Origin of the sequence: Mycobacterium sp. UM_CSW (assembly GCF_000455205.1) — a bacterium.
GTDB lineage: Bacteria > Actinomycetota > Actinomycetes > Mycobacteriales > Mycobacteriaceae > Mycobacterium.
This window is the reverse complement of record NZ_AUWQ01000027.1, coordinates 30979-45580: the sequence shown is the minus strand read 5'-3', so window position 1 is coordinate 45580 and position 14602 is coordinate 30979. Positions and strand designations below refer to the sequence as shown.

Sequence of the window (14602 nt, the reverse complement as noted above, 5' to 3'; positions counted from 1 at the left end):
CGGCCGCGTCGGCCAGCGCCGCTTCGCGCTGCCCGGCGGGCAGCGGCGCGGCCTTCCGCTGCGCGCCGACGGTGCGCGAAACATACAGCGGCGGAACGATGCTCAGCTCGGCAACGGGGCCGCCGGCGGTGTTCATGACGACCTCGCGGTTGCGGGTGCGATACTCGCCGCCGGGGCCAAGCGCGTCGATCTGCACCAAATCGGTTGTGAGGCCGGAGCTTTGCCCTCCCACGGTCAGTACACGCCTTCGATGACGGCCTCGCCCTCGAAGGTGGTGACGGGCCGCACCTCGCTGACGGAATCGCTGAGTTCGCCCGCCGGCCCCGGCATCCGGATGGCCAGGTCCCGCTCCAGGTTGTTGGGGATGAACATGCCCCTGCTGATGTGGTTCATCACCACCTGGCCTCGTTGCCCGTACCGCACTCGCTCTCCGGTCTCGGGGTCGACGACCCAGAACACCACATACGGTGTGCGCGGGTCGAACACGAACGAGTCGCCGTCGGTGGTGCGGGTGACCGCTTGGGAGAGCACCATCGTGCTGCCGAAAGCCATGGTGATGGTCGTGTCGGGGAAGATGTCGCGCAGCAGGTCAAGCGTGTCGGCGTCCACGTGGGCACCGCTGAGCAACAAACAGCGGACCTTGTCGTTGACCAGGTCGACCACGCGGTCGTCTCGGGCGATGGCCTCGAGTAGCGGCGGGGTGGTGTGCAGATTGGCGACGTTCTGGGTCTGCAGGACGAACACCGCCTGCTCGACGACATGGTCGATGTAGGCGGCCACCTCGTCGGCCGCGTTGCGGGCCGCGAGCTTCTTCACCCAGCGGGGGTCGATGTCGATCGCGTGAAAGACCGCGCCGAGCCGTTGGGAGACCAAGCGGGAGAAGTAGCCGACCCCGTGCGGCCCGCTCGGCATCAGGCACAAAAAGCCCCGGTCCCGAACAAATCCGCCCCCCGCGAAGTCCTCGGTTTGCCATTCGACGACCTGCGCGATCCAATCCGGCATCTGCACAGTGCGTTTCGGCGCGCCGGTGGTGCCGCCGGACTCGAATATTTGGGGCAGCGGCGCGGGCGACCCATAACCGCGCGGAATGAGGTCCTCGACCGGCGTGACCCGCAACTCGTTGACGAGGTTGGGGAACAGGCGCAAGTCGGCGAAGGTTTTGACGTCGGTCAACGGGTCGAAGTTCAGCGTCTCGGCGGTGCGCAACCAGAAGCGGGAACCGGTGTCCTCGCCGAAGTGCCACGCCATGGCGGCGCGCAGGTACGCCTCGGGGTCGGCGACCGGAGCCGATCGGGGAACGTCCAACAGCGAAAAGTCGCCCATGCCGTCGATCCTGTCGCATCGCTGACCCGCCCGACAACCGTGCCGGAGCGCGCCGGGCATACGGGCGTTGAACGTTGCCCGATCCCGCGGCGAACTCTTTGTGACCGGCCCGTTTTCAGCCGTTGCGCGATTGAGCGACGGCCGCCACCATCGCCTCGTTCAGGGCGGCAAAGGTGTCCTGATAGACGCCGTCGCGTTCGGCGCAGCGGAACGGCCTGACCCGCTCGACGATGATCTCGTCGGCGTCCGGTTGCGTCTCCAACAGCTTTATCGTCTCGGCGATGTACTCGTCCAAGGGCATCGCCCTGGGGTCGCTGGTGTCGAATCCCCGGCCGCGCTGCAGCTCCGTCTGCACGTGCGGCGGGATTATCTCGATCACCTGGACCGCGGTTCCGCGGAGCTGGAAGCGCAGCGACTCGGTGTAAGAATGCAGCGCCGCTTTGGTGGCGCAATACGTCGGCGTCACGGCGCTGGGGACGAAGGCGAGGCCCGAGGTGACGTTGAGGATCGCGGCCCGCGGCTTCTTCAGCAGCGACGGCAGCAACGCCGCCGTCAGCCGGATCGGACCCAGCAGGTTGATGGCGACCGTCAGCTCGGCCACGCTGGGGCCGGTAGTGGTGAGGTTCTCGAAGCGCTGGACGCCGGCGTTGTTGACGACGACGTTGACGTCCCGGTAGTGGTCGGTCAGCTCGGTGGCGAACCGGCGGATGTCGGCGGGATCGCCCTGATCCAGCGACAACGTCCGAATGCCGGGGTTGGCTTTCGCGACGTCCTGCAGCAGCTCACGGCGCCGTCCGGCGATGACAACCGTATTTCCGAGTCGGTGAAACGCCTCGGCAAGGCCGCGACCGATCCCGCTGCCGCCTCCGGTTACCAGCACCGTGTTGCCCGTCATCTGCATGGCCGCTCCCCTCCTTCGGTTTCACCTACCCCCTCACTTTCGTGCTTTCGGGGACCGATGGGTAGACCCGGGGGCGGATTGAATGGGCGGACCGCGCAATACTGCACGTCGGGCGCTCACCACGGACAAGGGAGACCGATGCGCTACATCGCGTTGGAGGAAGCGTTTTTCGTCCCGGAACTGGCCGACCTGCAGCCGGCCCATCAACGACTGATGCAGCTGCTGAAACCCGAATTCGCCGAGCGGTACGAACGCCGGCTACCCGACTTCACCGAATACCGGCTGGCGGAGATGGACGAGGCCGGCATCGACATGCAGGTCTTGTCGCTGACATCCCCGGGTCTGCAGGTCGACATCGACGCCGAGCGGGCGCGCGCCAACGCCCGGTTCGCCAACGACTACCTGGTGAAAGTCATTGCCCAGCATCCCGATCGGTTCCGCGGCTTCGCCGCCTTGCCGCTACAGGACCCGGCCGCCGCGGCCGCGGAGCTGGAGCGTGCCGTCACCGAGGACGGGTTGTGCGGGGCACTGGTCAACGATTGCATCAGCGGGCCCGGCGGGCGGTATCTGGATGCCCCCGAATACGACGAGTTGTGGTCCGCGGTGGAATCCCTTGGGGTGCCGATGTATTTGCACCCGGGCGCACCGCCGGCGGATCGCTGGCACGTGATCGACGGGCGCCCGGAACTGTACGGGGCGACCTGGAGCTGGGCCGCCGAGGTCAGCGGGCACGCGCTGCGGCTGGTGTTCGGCGGGGTGTTCGACCGGCATCCGGGAGCGACGCTGATTTTGGGGCACATGGGTGAGTTCCTGCCGTTTCAGCGCAGCCGGCTGGACTCCCGCTACGCGACGATAGCGACGACGACTCCGCTACGGCGCCCGCCGTCGGCGTACCTCGGCACCAACATCGTGTTCACCAACAGCGGGGTGTTCTCCCCGGCGGCGATGCTGGGAGCGATGCTGGAGGTCGGCGCCGACGCCGTGATGTTCTCGGTCGACTATCCCTACGAGTCGTCCCAGGAGGCGGTCGAGGGATTCGAGCGGACGACGCTGTCCGCGGCCGACCGGGAGAAGATCGCGCACGGCAACGCCGAACGGCTGCTGCGCATCGGTTAAGCCGCCCGGTTGTGCAGCTTGCGCGGGTCGACGCCCGCGCGGCGCCACGCCGCGGCCGCCCACGGCAGGTATATGAACGACACGGGCAGCCGGTTGATCAGCGGATTGAGCGCGCGCACCGCGGCGGCGAACCGCTGAAATCGCTTCTCCTTCTTGGCATCCCACTGCAGCCGGCACACCTCGCGCATCTGCGGCGGCAGGGTGCCGACGAGCACCAGTCGGGTGTAGGCGTTGAGCGGCGCGGACAACACCTTCCAGACCGGCTTGGGAATCCAGCGTGGGCCCGGGATCCCCTTGCGGATGTAACCCGTGCCGTACAGGACCGTCTTATGCGGGACGAACCGCTCGAGCATCTCGTCCCAGTAGGCGACGAACTCGTCGTACGTCTGCGGCTGGCCGCGGTCGCTCACCCCGTAGAGGCCGTACCAGACCTTGCCCTCGTTGAAGATCTGCTCCTTCTCCGCGCGGGACAACCGGCGGATGAACGTGTCGGCCGTGTAGATGACCTGATCGACGAAGGTGGCGTGCGCCCAATAGAACAGTTCCGGGTTAAGCGCGTGATATCTCGAGCCGTCGCTGATGGTGCCCTTGATCGGCTTGTGGAAGTCGCGGACCTTACGGCCCCACTCGTGCGGGTCGGCGGAGTAGACGGTCTTCATCAGGGGCGGCGCCGTCCGCTTGGCCCGGCCCAACGTGTCGCTGAAGATCACCGAGTGATCGAGCACGCCCTGGGCGAGCTGCTCGATGCAGTTCTCCACGCCGGCCGTGCGCTGAAACCCGAAGAACTGGGTGCGGTGATCGCCGTAGAACTTCCACGTCAACGACTCTGGCCCGAGCCGGGGAGCCGAGTCGGCGACGTCGTCGTCGACCGGCATGGGCACCGCTTCGCGTACGCCGGCGTCGAAATCCTGCTCCGCCCATTGCGCCGTCATCCCAACCTCCTCGCCCCCAAATCGGGTTGTGAAGCACAGAAACAAATGCGTATCTTTGTGTCACGGTAGCACGCTCCGCCGAGATCGCCCTGGGGGTCGTTATTGATGCAGAACCACATCCACGACGGCAATCTCGACGAGCTCACCGACGTCGACCGCACCATCCTGGAGACCGCGCGAACGGTCTTCGAGACCTACGGCGTGCGCCGGGCCAACATCGAAGACGTCGCGGCCCGCGCCGGGGTCAGTCGCAGCACCATCTACCGGCGCTTTCCGACCAAGGACGACCTGTTCGAACACGTGGTGCGGCGCGAGGCCGAAACCTTCTTCGGCACCCTGGACCGGGCGACCGAGGGCTGCACCCCGCAAGAGGCCGTGATCGAGGCGTTCACGCTCGGGGTGCGGCTCGTCGGAGACTCCCGCCTCTATTCGCGGATCGTCGAAAGTGAGCCCGAGCTGCTCGGCCTGTTTTCCCGGTCCCATGTCTTCCCGATTCGCCAATTCGCCGACGGGATCGCGCACACGCTGCGGCGTTGCGGGGCCGACATCCCCGACGCCGAGCTGGCCGACATCGCCGACGTCCTGCTGCGCGTCGCCCTGGGCATCATCGTGTTCCCCACCGACCGCCTCGACACCTCGGACCAGGCGGCCGTGCGCGACTACGCCGCCCGCTACCTGGTCCCGATCATCGGCCGCTAGCGGGGCCCGGCCTGGCCCGTGCTTGTCTCGGGCTTGTCACAGCCCTGCACTAGCCTTTAAACCGTGGCTGGGTTTCCTGGGACACCACGAACCCGATACGCCAGTTGCGGCGACACGGACATCGCCTACCAGGTGTTCGGCGATGGCCCGATCGACCTGCTGCTGCTTCCGGGCCCCTCGATTCCGATCGACTCGGTCGACGCCGAGCCGTCGATGTACCGCTTCCATCGACGGCTGGCGGCATTCGCCCGGGTGATCCGGCTCGACCAGCGCGGCATCGGGCTCTCGTCCCGCGTGCCCTCGATCGACGAGATCGGGCCGCAGTTCTGGGCGAAGGACGTCGTCGCGGTGATGAACGCGGTGGGATGCGAGCGGGCCGCGATCGTGGCGCCGAGCTTCACCTCGATGACGGGGCTGACGCTGGCGGCCGAGTACCCGGAACGGGTGATCAGCCTGGTGATCATCAACGGCGCGGCCCGCACCCTGTACGCCCCCGACTATCCGATGGGCGCCGAGATCGAGGACATCGACTCATACACCACCCTGGCGATAGACCCGGACGCCGTCGAGCAAGGCTTCGACATGCTCGGCATGATCGCACCCAGCGTCGCGCGTGACGACGCCTTCCGGGCCTGGTGGGACGCCGCCGGCAACCGCGCCGCATCGCCCAGCATGGCCCGCGCGATGATCCTGGCCATCCGCCAGGCCGACGTGCGCGACGCGCTGCCGCGCATCACCGCGCCGACGCTGATCCTGCATCGCGTCGACTCCGAGTTCACCCCGGTGGCGCACGGCCGGTACCTGGCTGACAACATCGCCGGTTCGCGCTTCGTGGAGCTACCGGGCGAAGACACGCTGTACTGGGTCGGCGAGACCGCCACGATGCTCGACGAGATCGAGGAGTTCATCACCGGGATGCGGGGCGGTTCGGAAGCCGAGCGCCTGCTGACCACCATCGTGTTCACCGACATCGTCGGCTCGACCGAGCGGGCCGCGCTGCTCGGCGACGGCCGCTGGCGCGACCTGCTGGACAACCACGACACCATCATTCGGCACGAATTGCAGCGGTTCGGTGGGCGTGAGGTCAACACCGCCGGCGACGGGTTCGTCGCCACCTTCTCCAGCCCCAGCGCCGCGCTCGCCTGCGCCGACGAAATCGTCGACGCCGTGCGCGTGCTGGGCATCGAGGTGCGGGTGGGCATTCACGCCGGCGAGGTCGAGGTGCGCGGGTCGGACGTCGCCGGCATGGCGGTGCACATCGGTGCGCGGGTGGCGGCGCACGCCGAAGCCAGCGAGGTGCTGGTGTCCTCGACCGTGCGCGACATCGTCACCGGCTCGCGCCACAGGTTCGCCGACCGCGGCGCGGGCGAGCTCAAAGGCGTGCCGGGTCGGTGGCAGCTCTGTGCCCTGGTGCGCGAGCGCACACCGGTCCGGCGGTAACGAAACCCACATCGCGAGCGGTCGAGGCGCCCCTCGGCTCGGCGTAGGCTCGCCAGCGAGCCCCGAATTCGATTCCCGTTGCGGGGCTTTGATTATCGATCCGAAGGAGTACGCGTGACCGACGTGCACGTCTCGCTGCCGCCCGCGCTGCGCCGCGCGCTGGATCTACTCGCCGATCCGCCCGCGGAGCCGGACGTCAGCAGGGGCTACCTGGATCTGCTCGGCGCCGGATCGGCAGAGGACGACCCCGTCGAAAAGAACACCGGCCCGATCCAGGCGGCCTGGGCATCACCCATCGGGTCGATGCTGTACGACAACGCACAAGCCCTGTCGCGCCGGCTGATCAGCGCGTGGCAACTGCCCATCGACTGGTTGAGCATCCCGCCGGGCGGTGTGGCGCTCGACGTCGGCTCGGGCCCGGGCAACGTCACCGCGTCGCTGGCGCGCGCGGCCGGTCCCGACGGACTGGCCCTGGGTGTCGACATCTCCGAGGCGATGCTGGCCCGGGCCGTCCGCAACGAAGCCGGGCCGCAGGTCGGCTTCATCAAGGCGGACGCGCAACGACTTCCGCTGCGCGACAACACTGTTGACGCGGTGGTTTCAATGGCAGTGCTGCAGCTGGTTCCGAATCCGGCGGCGGCACTGGCCGAGATGGCCCGGGTGTTGCGGCCGGGCGCCCGGCTGGCCATCATGGTGCCCACCGTCGGGCAGGCCGCCAGGTTTTGGCAAAAGCTGCCGAACGTGGGGGCGCACGTGTTCGACGACGACGAAATCGGCGACATCCTGGAAGACAACGGATTCGTCAGCGTGCGGGTCAAGAACTACGGCACGTTCCAGTGGGTGCGCGGCAAGAACGGCTGAGCCTCAGCCGCGTTTGAAGGCCGGATGCCCGCGCCTCAGCACCGGCAGCAGCAGCTCGGGGGGCGCGACCCGGAAGAAGGCCGACGCCACCCGGTTGACGCGGCCGGGCACGACAACGGCCTTGCCGGCCGCGAGCCCGTCGATTCCGGCCTGGGCCACCTTGTCGGCGGGCACCCACATGACCCGCGGCAGCGCCGATTCGGCCTCCTCCTTGGAGAAACCGGCCGCCTCGCCGAATCCGGTGTCCACCGGCCCCGGGCACAGTGCCGTCGCGCCGACCCCGGTGCCGCGCAACTCACCGCGCAGGCTGTGGGTGTAGGACAACACGAACGCCTTGGCGGCGCCGTACGCCGCCTGGCCCGGCAGCGGACCGAACCCGGCCACCGATGCAACGTTCAGCACGGCGCCCCGATGGCGCTCGACCATTCCGGGCAGGAACCGGCTGCACAGGTCCACCACCGCGGCGACGTCGACCTCGACGAGGTTGAGTTCTTGCTCCGGAACGGATTTTGCGACCAGGCCGAGCGTCGAGAGGCCCGCGTTGTTGACCAGGATGTCCGGAATCAGACCGAGGGCCGCGATGCGGTCTGGCAGCGCGGCCCGTTCGCTTCGATCGGACAGGTTGGCCGGCAGCGGGTGCGCCGGCGCGCCCAACCGCGCGGCCAGCTCCTCGAGACGGTCGGCCCTGCGGGCCACCAGCACGACCTGATAGCCGCGCCGCGCGAGTATCCCGGCGAACTGTTCGCCGATACCCGACGACGCGCCGGTGACGATCGCGGCGCTGTCGGCGCCCGGCGGCGGGAGGGCCATGTCAGCCGTCACTTGCCTGGGCGAGCGTGGCGAGCCGGTCGATCGACTCGCGCAGCATGTCGGATGTTATCGAGCTCGCTGTTGCCAACCGGGTGCTGTCGTTCAGCGCCGTCCAGTCGTAGGTGTGCGTCACGCTGGTGAGGGTCGCGTTGATCGGCTGCAGTTCCCAGCGCCACAGGTGGCCGGGCGGCAGCTTCTTGGGTTCCGCTGGCCGCCAGGCGATTTTCGTGCCTTCGATGAACTCCACCACGTGGTTCTCACGCACGGCGCCGTTGGTCAGCGTCATCTTGAACACGTCGCCGACCTGGCGGACCCGCTGACCGGGGGCGGCCGAGGCGAGGTTGTTGTTACCGTCCCAGCTCGGCTGCTGAGCGGGATCGGCGATCAGTTCGAAAATCCGCTCGGCGCTCGCCGAGATCACGCGGGTCGCGCTCACGATGCGTTCCGGTTCCATGTCGCCATCCAAACATGCCCGCCTGGGCGGAGTGGATGTGACTTTCGGCCGGCGGCCTTCGGGACCTTCGGCCGTCGTGGCGCTCCGGTTGGGCTGGCATCGTGATCGGTGCCGGGACAGCCCGGTGGCCTGTCCGAAGTGCAGCAAGCCCATTTTTGGGTGAGGCCCCCACGGCCTGCTTGACCCACCGTCACAAGACGGGGATCTGCCTTCGGACAGGCCATTTACGCGCCCGCCTCGGTTAGCCGACCCGCAGCGCCTCCACCGGTCCGGACAGCGCGGCCTTCATGTAACGGGTGTCGTCGTCGGCCAGCACCTCTGCGTCGCCCCGCTCGATACCGTCGACGATCTGCCGCGCGACATCGCGTGGGTCGTTCTTCGGCGCGTCGAAGCCGGCGGCCATGTCGGTGTCGGTGAAGCTCAGGTGCGCGCCGGTGACCAGGGTGCCCTGCTTCTCCAGCTCGATGCGCAGCGAGTTCGTCGCCGCCCACAGGGCCGCCTTGGAGTCGCCGTAGCCGCCGAAGCCCGCGACCCAGGACAGGATCGAAAGGGTGTTGACCAGGGCTCCGCCGCCGTTGTCGGCCAGGATCGGGGCGAACGCCTTGGCGACCCGAAGGGCGCCGAAGTAGTTCGTCTCGAACACCTCGCGCACCTCCTCGATGTCGCTGCCGAGCAACTTCGACGCACCGATGATTCCGGCGTTGTTGATGACAATGTCGGCGTCGGACGCCGTAGCAGCCAGCGCCGCAACGGAATCCGGCTTGGTGACGTCCAGCTCGAGGGCGACCACCCGCGGGTCCTCGCTGGGCTTGGGCGCCCTCGCCGTGGCGTACACCTTCGCCGCGCCCCGCTGCAGGAACTCCTCGACGATGGCCTTGCCAAGCCCGCGCTGCCCGCCGGTTACCACGACCGTCGAGCCATTGATGTTAACCATGATGCGTCCTCCTTGACGTAGTTAAAAGTGTTTTGGTTCTGTCACCATAGTTGACGCCTGCGACATAGGCAAGTATCTTTTGAGTATGTCAACCGAATGGCGTGCATCACAGCGCTACCAGCTCGCTCCGGCGCCCGGGGGCCTGGGCCTGGTCCAGGACTTTCTCAATACGGTGGGCATCGGAGAATACGGCCCGGACCTGCTTGCGGACGCGGCCGTTGCCGGCGACTGGGCGGCCGGCGCCGTCCGGACATGGGCAACCGCGCGCGGGCTGGACGTGCAGCCGCCGCCGCTCGGCGACGCGGACGTGGCGAAGCTTCGCGCCCTGCGCGACACGATCGCGCGGCTGGTCGCGGGGGAGCCGCAGACTGGACGCGCGGCGGGCGTGGCCTCGGCCTCGTTGACGCTGTCGGAGAACGGCGACGTACGGCTCGAGCCCGCCGGAACCGGCTGGCGATGGCTGGCGTCGGCCCTGTGGGGAGAGATTCTGCTCAGCCAGCGCGACGGCACGTGGCGGCGGGTCAAGCAATGCCACAGCCCCGGCTGCGCGTCGACGTTTTACGACCGCTCGAAGAACAACAGCGGGGTGTGGCACGACGTGAAGACGTGCGGGAACGCCGCAAATTTGCGGGCTTCGCGGGCCCGTCGACGCGAACGCGATCGCGCGAGCGGCTAGTTCGGCAGGCGGGCCGTCAGCAGCGCTCGACCCCCTTCGGCATGATCCGCGCGTGGGAACCCACTTGGCGCGGCCTGCTTCTCAACACCGCCTGCAGGGCGACACACGCCCTCGCCTTGATCGGGGTCACTACGTCGAGGCTGGTCGGGCTCTGGCTCATCCAGTGCTGCAGTGTTGGCACAGTTGCCGTCCTTGTCCCTTGTCCATTCGGCCAGTTCGCCGACTCATTGAATTGCACCCCAGCGGTTTTACGGGCGCGCCGCGCCGCGGTAAACGTCGCGAAAAGCCGCGTTGTGGCGTAAGGCACATTCGCGGTGGTGCGACGGGCTCGTCACGTGCCGGTCCTGAACCGCCGCAGATAGCCGAACAGCCGGCGCGCCGGCAGGGCCTTCGGCCAGTCGTCGGCGCGGAAGTACGCGTCGGTCCCGCCGTCAACGAAAACGATGCTGCCGCAAAGGAAGTCGGCCGAATCGGATAGCATGAAACGCATCCAGTCGGCCAACTGTCCGGCGTCTCCGAAACCGCCGATCGGCACCGGGAACGATCGGACCGCTTTGGCCTGCCTGGGGTCCGCCAGCTGCTCTTGCAGCATCGGCGTCATGATGGCGCCCGGCGCCAGGGCATTCAGGCGCACCCCCGAGCCGGCCCACTCCGGCCGGACCGCGTGGCGTCGGACCCAACGTGCCACAGCGATTTTCGAGGCCGCATACATCATCGTGGGCGCGGCCGGCCCGAAGGGCCGCACGGATCGCACCGCACGGTCGGCATCGTGCGCGAGCAACGCACGCACCGTTCGGCCCGGTACCGCGGGCACCGTCGTCGTGGAGTTGCTGGAGACGACGACGACTTTGGCGCGGTCAGCCTCGGCCAGCGCGGGGCGCAATGCGACGAGCGGTTCCACCACGCCGAGGTAGTTGACCTGCGCGATCAGGCGCGCCCGATCCCGGCCGCGGCTCGGGCCCAGGCCGGCGGCCAGCACGGCGCCCTCGAGCTTGCCGCCGCAGGCCGCCAGGATTCCGGCGGCGGCCGCCTCGCGGCCGTGCGGCGTCGACAAGTCGGCGACCACCTCGGCGTCCTTCACGTCGACTCCGATCACGGTGTGCCCGTCGGCCCGGAGCCGCTGCGCGGCCTCGCGGCCCATCCCGGACGCCGATCCGGTGATCGCGTAGGTGCCCATTCAGGTCGCGGTGGCGGCGCGCTCGACGTCGAGCAGCTGCTCGCCGCGGCGCTCCTCGTCGTAGGCCTTGCGACCGCCCCGCAGGCCGAACAGCCGCTTCGATACCAGCAGATAGATCACGGCGGCCACGTTGATCGTGAAGGTGACCAGGCGGGTCATCGTGATGCCCTTGGCGAGGTCGTGGATTTCCAGGGGCAGGAAGACCGAGGTGGCCACCACCGCGAAGTACTCGCCCCAGCGCTTCAGCAACCAGAGGCCGACGCCCTCGATGACCTCGATCAGCGCGTAGCCGACCAGCATCAACGTCAGCAGCGCCAAGGTGGACGGCTTGGCGGCCAGCGCCTTTTCCAGCTCGTGCACGATCGTCATCTGATCGACCTTGAAGCCGGCCGCGCGGAAGATCGGCAGGTCACGGTCCAGGGTGGCCTGGATGGCCCCTCGGGCGCCGCGAAATTTCCAGACGGCATACGCGGCCAGCGCGATCACCACGGCCCGAAACAGCCGTTCGACCGCGAGCGCTCGGATGATGATGGCCTGGCGTAAAGCCTTGCCGCGCATGATCATCGGGGCGTCGTCGGCGTGGCCGCGGCCGTGTGGTTCGCCGACGGTGAATTCGCCGCAGCGCAGGCAACGCCAGACTTCGCCCAGCCCGGTGGTGCCGCTGAGCCGCTCGGCCAGCCCTTTCTCGTCCGGCGCGTACGTCACATGCCCCGCCAGCGCGCAGGTGACCAGTTCCCACCGGTTGATGCCGCGATCTTTGCGCATGGCCGATCATTGAACGCCCGCAGCGAACCACGCAAGGGGACGCGCGCAGCGAGCGTCAGAAGCGTGCCCTGCTGCGGCGACGCCAGGCGCTCGGGCTGACCGCGCCGAGGAGGGCGGCGAACTCGGCGACGGGGATCTCGTCCAGGCGATCGACCGCGGCGACGATGTCGTCGCGCAGTGCCTCATCGCAGAACGGCTCGGCGAGCCAACCGAACTTGTCGACGACACGCTCCCAGGACATCGGCCGGGTGGGCGATCCCTCGTAATCGCTCTGCTCGCGGCGGAATTCCCGCCCGTCGCGCATGACCACGTGCACCCGGGTCGCGGTGCGTTGCGGGTAGGCCGCGGTCAGGTCGGGCGCGGGCTTGACGTCGACCCGGGCCAGCAGGCCCTGAACGTCGCCGCGCAACAGGCGTTCCGACTCGATCTGGCCGGGACCGACGCCCCCGTCGAGCAGCGCCACCGCGCTCAGGTATTTCAGGTTGTAGTCGGCCTGCTCCTTGGTCAGCGGGTGATCCTTGGCGCCGTAGGCTCCCCCGCCGGCGAAGTCGTAGGCGCCCTGGAAGACCTCGACGGTTACCCGTGCGACGTCCTCTCCGCGCAGGTCGTTATCGCCGCGGATCGCCAAGACCGCGTCAATGATGGCCTGCCCGTGGATAAGTGAGCAGTACTGCTTCAAGTAGGTCTGCTCGACGCAGGCAAGTGCGCGGTCGGCGATGTGGAAGTCAATCGGCTGATCGAAGAGCTGCACCAGGCCGTGCGGGCCTTCGAACAGCGATTTGGGCCCGGTGATGCCGCGGGCGGCCAACATCGTCGTGTATACCGCGCGCATGCCGGTGATCGCGGGCGAGATGCCTTTCCAGTTCGAGACCGGTTCGGCGTGCACGGCCGCCAGTGACACGTTGTCGACGGTGGCGGCGGCAATCGCGTTGGCGGTTTGCTCGGCGTCGAGCCCCAACAGTTTGGCCGATCCCGCCGCGACCGACATCGCCAGTTGCAGTGCGTGATTGAGCCCGCGCGCCATCACGGGAACCTGGGCGCTGAACCGGCATTGGATCTCGTAGGCGACCGCGAGCGCCAACAGGAAATCCGCCCCGGTGGCGTTGACATGCTCGGCCACCGCCAGGATCGCACCGAAGTTGTCGGCCGGATGGCACAGTCCCCCCACCGTCAGATAGGTGTCGAGCAGATCCGGATAGCGCACCAGGACCGCGTTGAAGAACGCCGCCTGATCGACCGAGGCCCGGCCGCCGCCGACGAGTGTCGCGGTGGGGACGCCGCTGAACTGGTCGGTGTGTTCGCGAATCGTGGTGATCAGCTCACCGTCCAGCGAGCCGACGGCGCAGGCGACGCTGTCCAGCACGTTGCGTTTCAGCAAGGCCCGGGGTTGCCCGCTCAGGTCCTCTTGTTGGGCGCGGACGACGAAGCCGGCGAGCTCGTCGACAACGTAGTTATGTGCCATGGGGTTTCGTCCTCCCGTCGTTGACTCCACTGAAGCGCCGCACCGACACGGAAGTCCAGGACCGATCTCTTACCAGTGATCGACGGGAGTTCCTACCGCAGTTCGGCGCCCGAGGCGAGGGCGTCGCGGTGCGGGTCGTCGGCGGGAGCCCACCACCGGTCGGTGGGCGGGGTGAGCCAACCGCGCCCGCGCGCGGTCGTCAGCAGCGCGTCCACCAGCCCACGCACACCGGCCCTATCATCGTCTTGGCGGTGCAACAACGACCACGTCCACAGGGGTGTCGGCGCGGCGACGGGACGCTCGCCCAGGCTGGGCGGAATGACCGCGGTATGTCGCTTCGGTGAAGCGAGCACCGGGGCGCCGATCCTGCGCACATGGGCGTAAAAGGCGTCACCCGTGACGCCGCCGTCGTCAATCCTGACGATCCGCGCGCCCGTGTGGGCCGCGAACTCCTCGGCGAACCGATTCCACGACGACCATGCCGACTCGTCGGCGTCAACGAGGACCTTGACCCGTTGCGCGGCAATCGGTTCCGGTGACCCAACGCCGGGAAGCACGGTCTGCAGGGGCTCGGCACGCAGCAGGTGTGCCGTCAGCCCGCGTTGCTTGACCTGCTCGGCGGTCACCCACGCCAGCGCGACGTCGAGCGTGCCCTCCGCCACTCGGTCGGCCTGCGCGTGTGACGGCAGCACCCATTCATCGACTCGCAGCGCCACCTCGGGCCCGAGCAAGCTGGCGATGTCGTCGGGCAGCCAGCTGACGTAACCGAGCCGCACCGGCGTGCTTTCGGCCGCCGCCAGCTGCAGTCGACGCTTGGCGTCGTCGGCCAGGGCCAATATCCTCCGCGCGTCCGGCAGCAAGGTGCGTCCGGCTTCCGTCAGCCGGACGCTGCGCCGGTCTCGCGCGAACAGCTCGGCGCCCAACTCGCGCTCGAGGGCGATGATCTGTTGCGAGAGAGCCGGTCCCGAGATGTGTTTCCGCCTGGCGGCCCGACCGAAGTGCAACTCCTCGGCAACCGCCACGAAGTAGCCCAGCTGCCGCAGTTCCATGAG

Annotated in this window: 16 protein-coding genes and 1 pseudogene; 5 read left to right on the top strand and 12 right to left on the bottom strand. The window is 68.4% G+C overall.

What is annotated here, in order from left to right:
- From N415_RS11345 to N415_RS11335, 3 genes and pseudogenes are all read right to left on the bottom strand, one after another.
- Positions 1-199: pseudogene (locus N415_RS11345) on the bottom strand (aldehyde dehydrogenase); the annotation flags it as partial.
- A 35-nt stretch (positions 200-234) separates the two neighbouring features.
- A complete protein-coding gene (locus tag N415_RS11340; RefSeq protein WP_068181094.1) occupies positions 235-1323 on the bottom strand; it encodes an AMP-binding protein in 1089 nt (362 codons plus the stop codon).
- A gap of 115 nt (positions 1324-1438) precedes the next feature.
- Positions 1439-2224 carry an SDR family NAD(P)-dependent oxidoreductase gene (locus N415_RS11335; RefSeq protein ID WP_068181092.1) on the bottom strand — a complete coding sequence of 262 codons (786 nt, stop codon included), beginning with the start codon at positions 2222-2224 and terminating at the stop codon, positions 1439-1441.
- Positions 2225-2362: 138 nt separating this feature from the next.
- Here N415_RS11335 and N415_RS11330 point away from each other — a divergent pair, with 138 nt between their 5' ends.
- Positions 2363-3340, top strand: coding sequence for an amidohydrolase family protein (locus N415_RS11330; RefSeq protein ID WP_068181089.1), 978 nt, complete (start codon positions 2363-2365; stop codon positions 3338-3340).
- On the opposite strand, the gene N415_RS11325 is transcribed toward N415_RS11330, so the two are convergent.
- Positions 3337-4272: an oxygenase MpaB family protein gene (locus N415_RS11325; RefSeq protein ID WP_068181085.1), complete on the bottom strand. Its 936-nt coding sequence runs from the start codon at positions 4270-4272 to the stop codon at positions 3337-3339. The genes N415_RS11330 and N415_RS11325 overlap by 4 nt on opposite strands.
- A gap of 105 nt (positions 4273-4377) precedes the next feature.
- On the opposite strand from N415_RS11325, the gene N415_RS11320 reads away from it, so the two are divergent.
- The 3 genes from N415_RS11320 to N415_RS11310 all read left to right on the top strand — a co-directional run bounded on the left by N415_RS11320 (position 4378) and on the right by N415_RS11310 (position 7272).
- A complete protein-coding gene (locus N415_RS11320) occupies positions 4378-4971 on the top strand; it encodes a TetR/AcrR family transcriptional regulator (RefSeq protein WP_068181083.1) in 594 nt (197 codons plus the stop codon).
- A 63-nt stretch (positions 4972-5034) separates the two neighbouring features.
- On the top strand, positions 5035-6411 hold the full coding sequence (locus tag N415_RS11315; protein ID WP_068181080.1) for an adenylate/guanylate cyclase domain-containing protein: 1377 nt from the start codon (positions 5035-5037) through the stop codon (positions 6409-6411).
- A 114-nt stretch (positions 6412-6525) separates the two neighbouring features.
- The gene (locus N415_RS11310; RefSeq protein ID WP_068181078.1) at positions 6526-7272 is read left to right on the top strand and encodes a methyltransferase domain-containing protein; all 747 of its coding nucleotides are present in this window, start codon (positions 6526-6528) and stop codon (positions 7270-7272) included.
- Between the two features lie 3 nt (positions 7273-7275).
- Here the strand turns inward: N415_RS11310 and N415_RS11305 are convergent, their stop codons facing one another.
- The 3 genes from N415_RS11305 to N415_RS11295 all read right to left on the bottom strand — a co-directional run bounded on the left by N415_RS11305 (position 7276) and on the right by N415_RS11295 (position 9470).
- Positions 7276-8082, bottom strand: a complete 807-nt coding sequence (locus N415_RS11305) for an SDR family oxidoreductase (protein ID WP_068181120.1) — start codon at positions 8080-8082, stop codon at positions 7276-7278.
- Between the two features lies 1 nt (position 8083).
- Entirely contained in the window at positions 8084-8536 is a 453-nt protein-coding gene (locus N415_RS11300; RefSeq protein ID WP_068181076.1) for an SRPBCC family protein, read from the bottom strand.
- A 241-nt stretch (positions 8537-8777) separates the two neighbouring features.
- Complete coding sequence (locus N415_RS11295) at positions 8778-9470, bottom strand: SDR family oxidoreductase (protein ID WP_068181074.1); 693 nt, start codon at positions 9468-9470, stop codon at positions 8778-8780.
- 85 nt (positions 9471-9555) lie between these two features.
- Here N415_RS11295 and N415_RS11290 point away from each other — a divergent pair, with 85 nt between their 5' ends.
- Complete coding sequence (locus N415_RS11290; protein ID WP_239645503.1) at positions 9556-10146, top strand: CGNR zinc finger domain-containing protein; 591 nt, start codon at positions 9556-9558, stop codon at positions 10144-10146.
- A gap of 16 nt (positions 10147-10162) precedes the next feature.
- Here the strand turns inward: N415_RS11290 and N415_RS32225 are convergent, their stop codons facing one another.
- The 5 genes from N415_RS32225 to N415_RS11270 all read right to left on the bottom strand — a co-directional run bounded on the left by N415_RS32225 (position 10163) and on the right by N415_RS11270 (position 14599).
- Complete coding sequence (locus tag N415_RS32225; protein WP_193376433.1) at positions 10163-10327, bottom strand: hypothetical protein; 165 nt, start codon at positions 10325-10327, stop codon at positions 10163-10165.
- A 150-nt stretch (positions 10328-10477) separates the two neighbouring features.
- Positions 10478-11323, bottom strand: a complete 846-nt coding sequence (locus N415_RS11285) for an SDR family oxidoreductase (RefSeq protein WP_068181071.1) — start codon at positions 11321-11323, stop codon at positions 10478-10480.
- Positions 11324-12088, bottom strand: coding sequence for a DUF2127 domain-containing protein (locus N415_RS11280; protein WP_068112941.1), 765 nt, complete (start codon positions 12086-12088; stop codon positions 11324-11326). It abuts the gene before it with no gap.
- 55 nt (positions 12089-12143) lie between these two features.
- The gene (locus N415_RS11275; protein ID WP_068181069.1) at positions 12144-13550 is read right to left on the bottom strand and encodes an MmgE/PrpD family protein; all 1407 of its coding nucleotides are present in this window, start codon (positions 13548-13550) and stop codon (positions 12144-12146) included.
- A 92-nt stretch (positions 13551-13642) separates the two neighbouring features.
- Positions 13643-14599, bottom strand: a complete 957-nt coding sequence (locus N415_RS11270; RefSeq protein ID WP_068181066.1) for a LysR family transcriptional regulator — start codon at positions 14597-14599, stop codon at positions 13643-13645.
- Positions 14600-14602 lie beyond the last annotated feature (3 nt).

Excerpts from the sequence above, each read along its gene's own strand:
- N415_RS11305 (WP_068181120.1), bottom strand. The coding sequence starts at position 8,082 with ATGGCCCTCCCGCCGCCGGGCGCCGACAGCGCCGCGATCGTCACCGGC.
- N415_RS11280 (WP_068112941.1), bottom strand. The coding sequence starts at position 12,088 with ATGCGCAAAGATCGCGGCATCAACCGGTGGGAACTGGTCACCTGCGCG.
- N415_RS11290 (WP_239645503.1), top strand. The coding sequence starts at position 9,556 with ATGTCAACCGAATGGCGTGCATCACAGCGCTACCAGCTCGCTCCGGCG.
- N415_RS11275 (WP_068181069.1), bottom strand. The coding sequence starts at position 13,550 with ATGGCACATAACTACGTTGTCGACGAGCTCGCCGGCTTCGTCGTCCGC.
- N415_RS11320 (WP_068181083.1), top strand. The coding sequence starts at position 4,378 with ATGCAGAACCACATCCACGACGGCAATCTCGACGAGCTCACCGACGTC.
- N415_RS11285 (WP_068181071.1), bottom strand. The coding sequence starts at position 11,323 with ATGGGCACCTACGCGATCACCGGATCGGCGTCCGGGATGGGCCGCGAG.
- N415_RS11300 (WP_068181076.1), bottom strand. The coding sequence starts at position 8,536 with ATGGAACCGGAACGCATCGTGAGCGCGACCCGCGTGATCTCGGCGAGC.
- N415_RS11270 (WP_068181066.1), bottom strand. The coding sequence starts at position 14,599 with ATGGAACTGCGGCAGCTGGGCTACTTCGTGGCGGTTGCCGAGGAGTTG.
- N415_RS11330 (WP_068181089.1), top strand. The coding sequence starts at position 2,363 with ATGCGCTACATCGCGTTGGAGGAAGCGTTTTTCGTCCCGGAACTGGCC.
- N415_RS11325 (WP_068181085.1), bottom strand. The coding sequence starts at position 4,272 with ATGACGGCGCAATGGGCGGAGCAGGATTTCGACGCCGGCGTACGCGAA.
- N415_RS11295 (WP_068181074.1), bottom strand. The coding sequence starts at position 9,470 with ATGGTTAACATCAATGGCTCGACGGTCGTGGTAACCGGCGGGCAGCGC.
- N415_RS11335 (WP_068181092.1), bottom strand. The coding sequence starts at position 2,224 with ATGCAGATGACGGGCAACACGGTGCTGGTAACCGGAGGCGGCAGCGGG.
- N415_RS11340 (WP_068181094.1), bottom strand. The coding sequence starts at position 1,323 with ATGGGCGACTTTTCGCTGTTGGACGTTCCCCGATCGGCTCCGGTCGCC.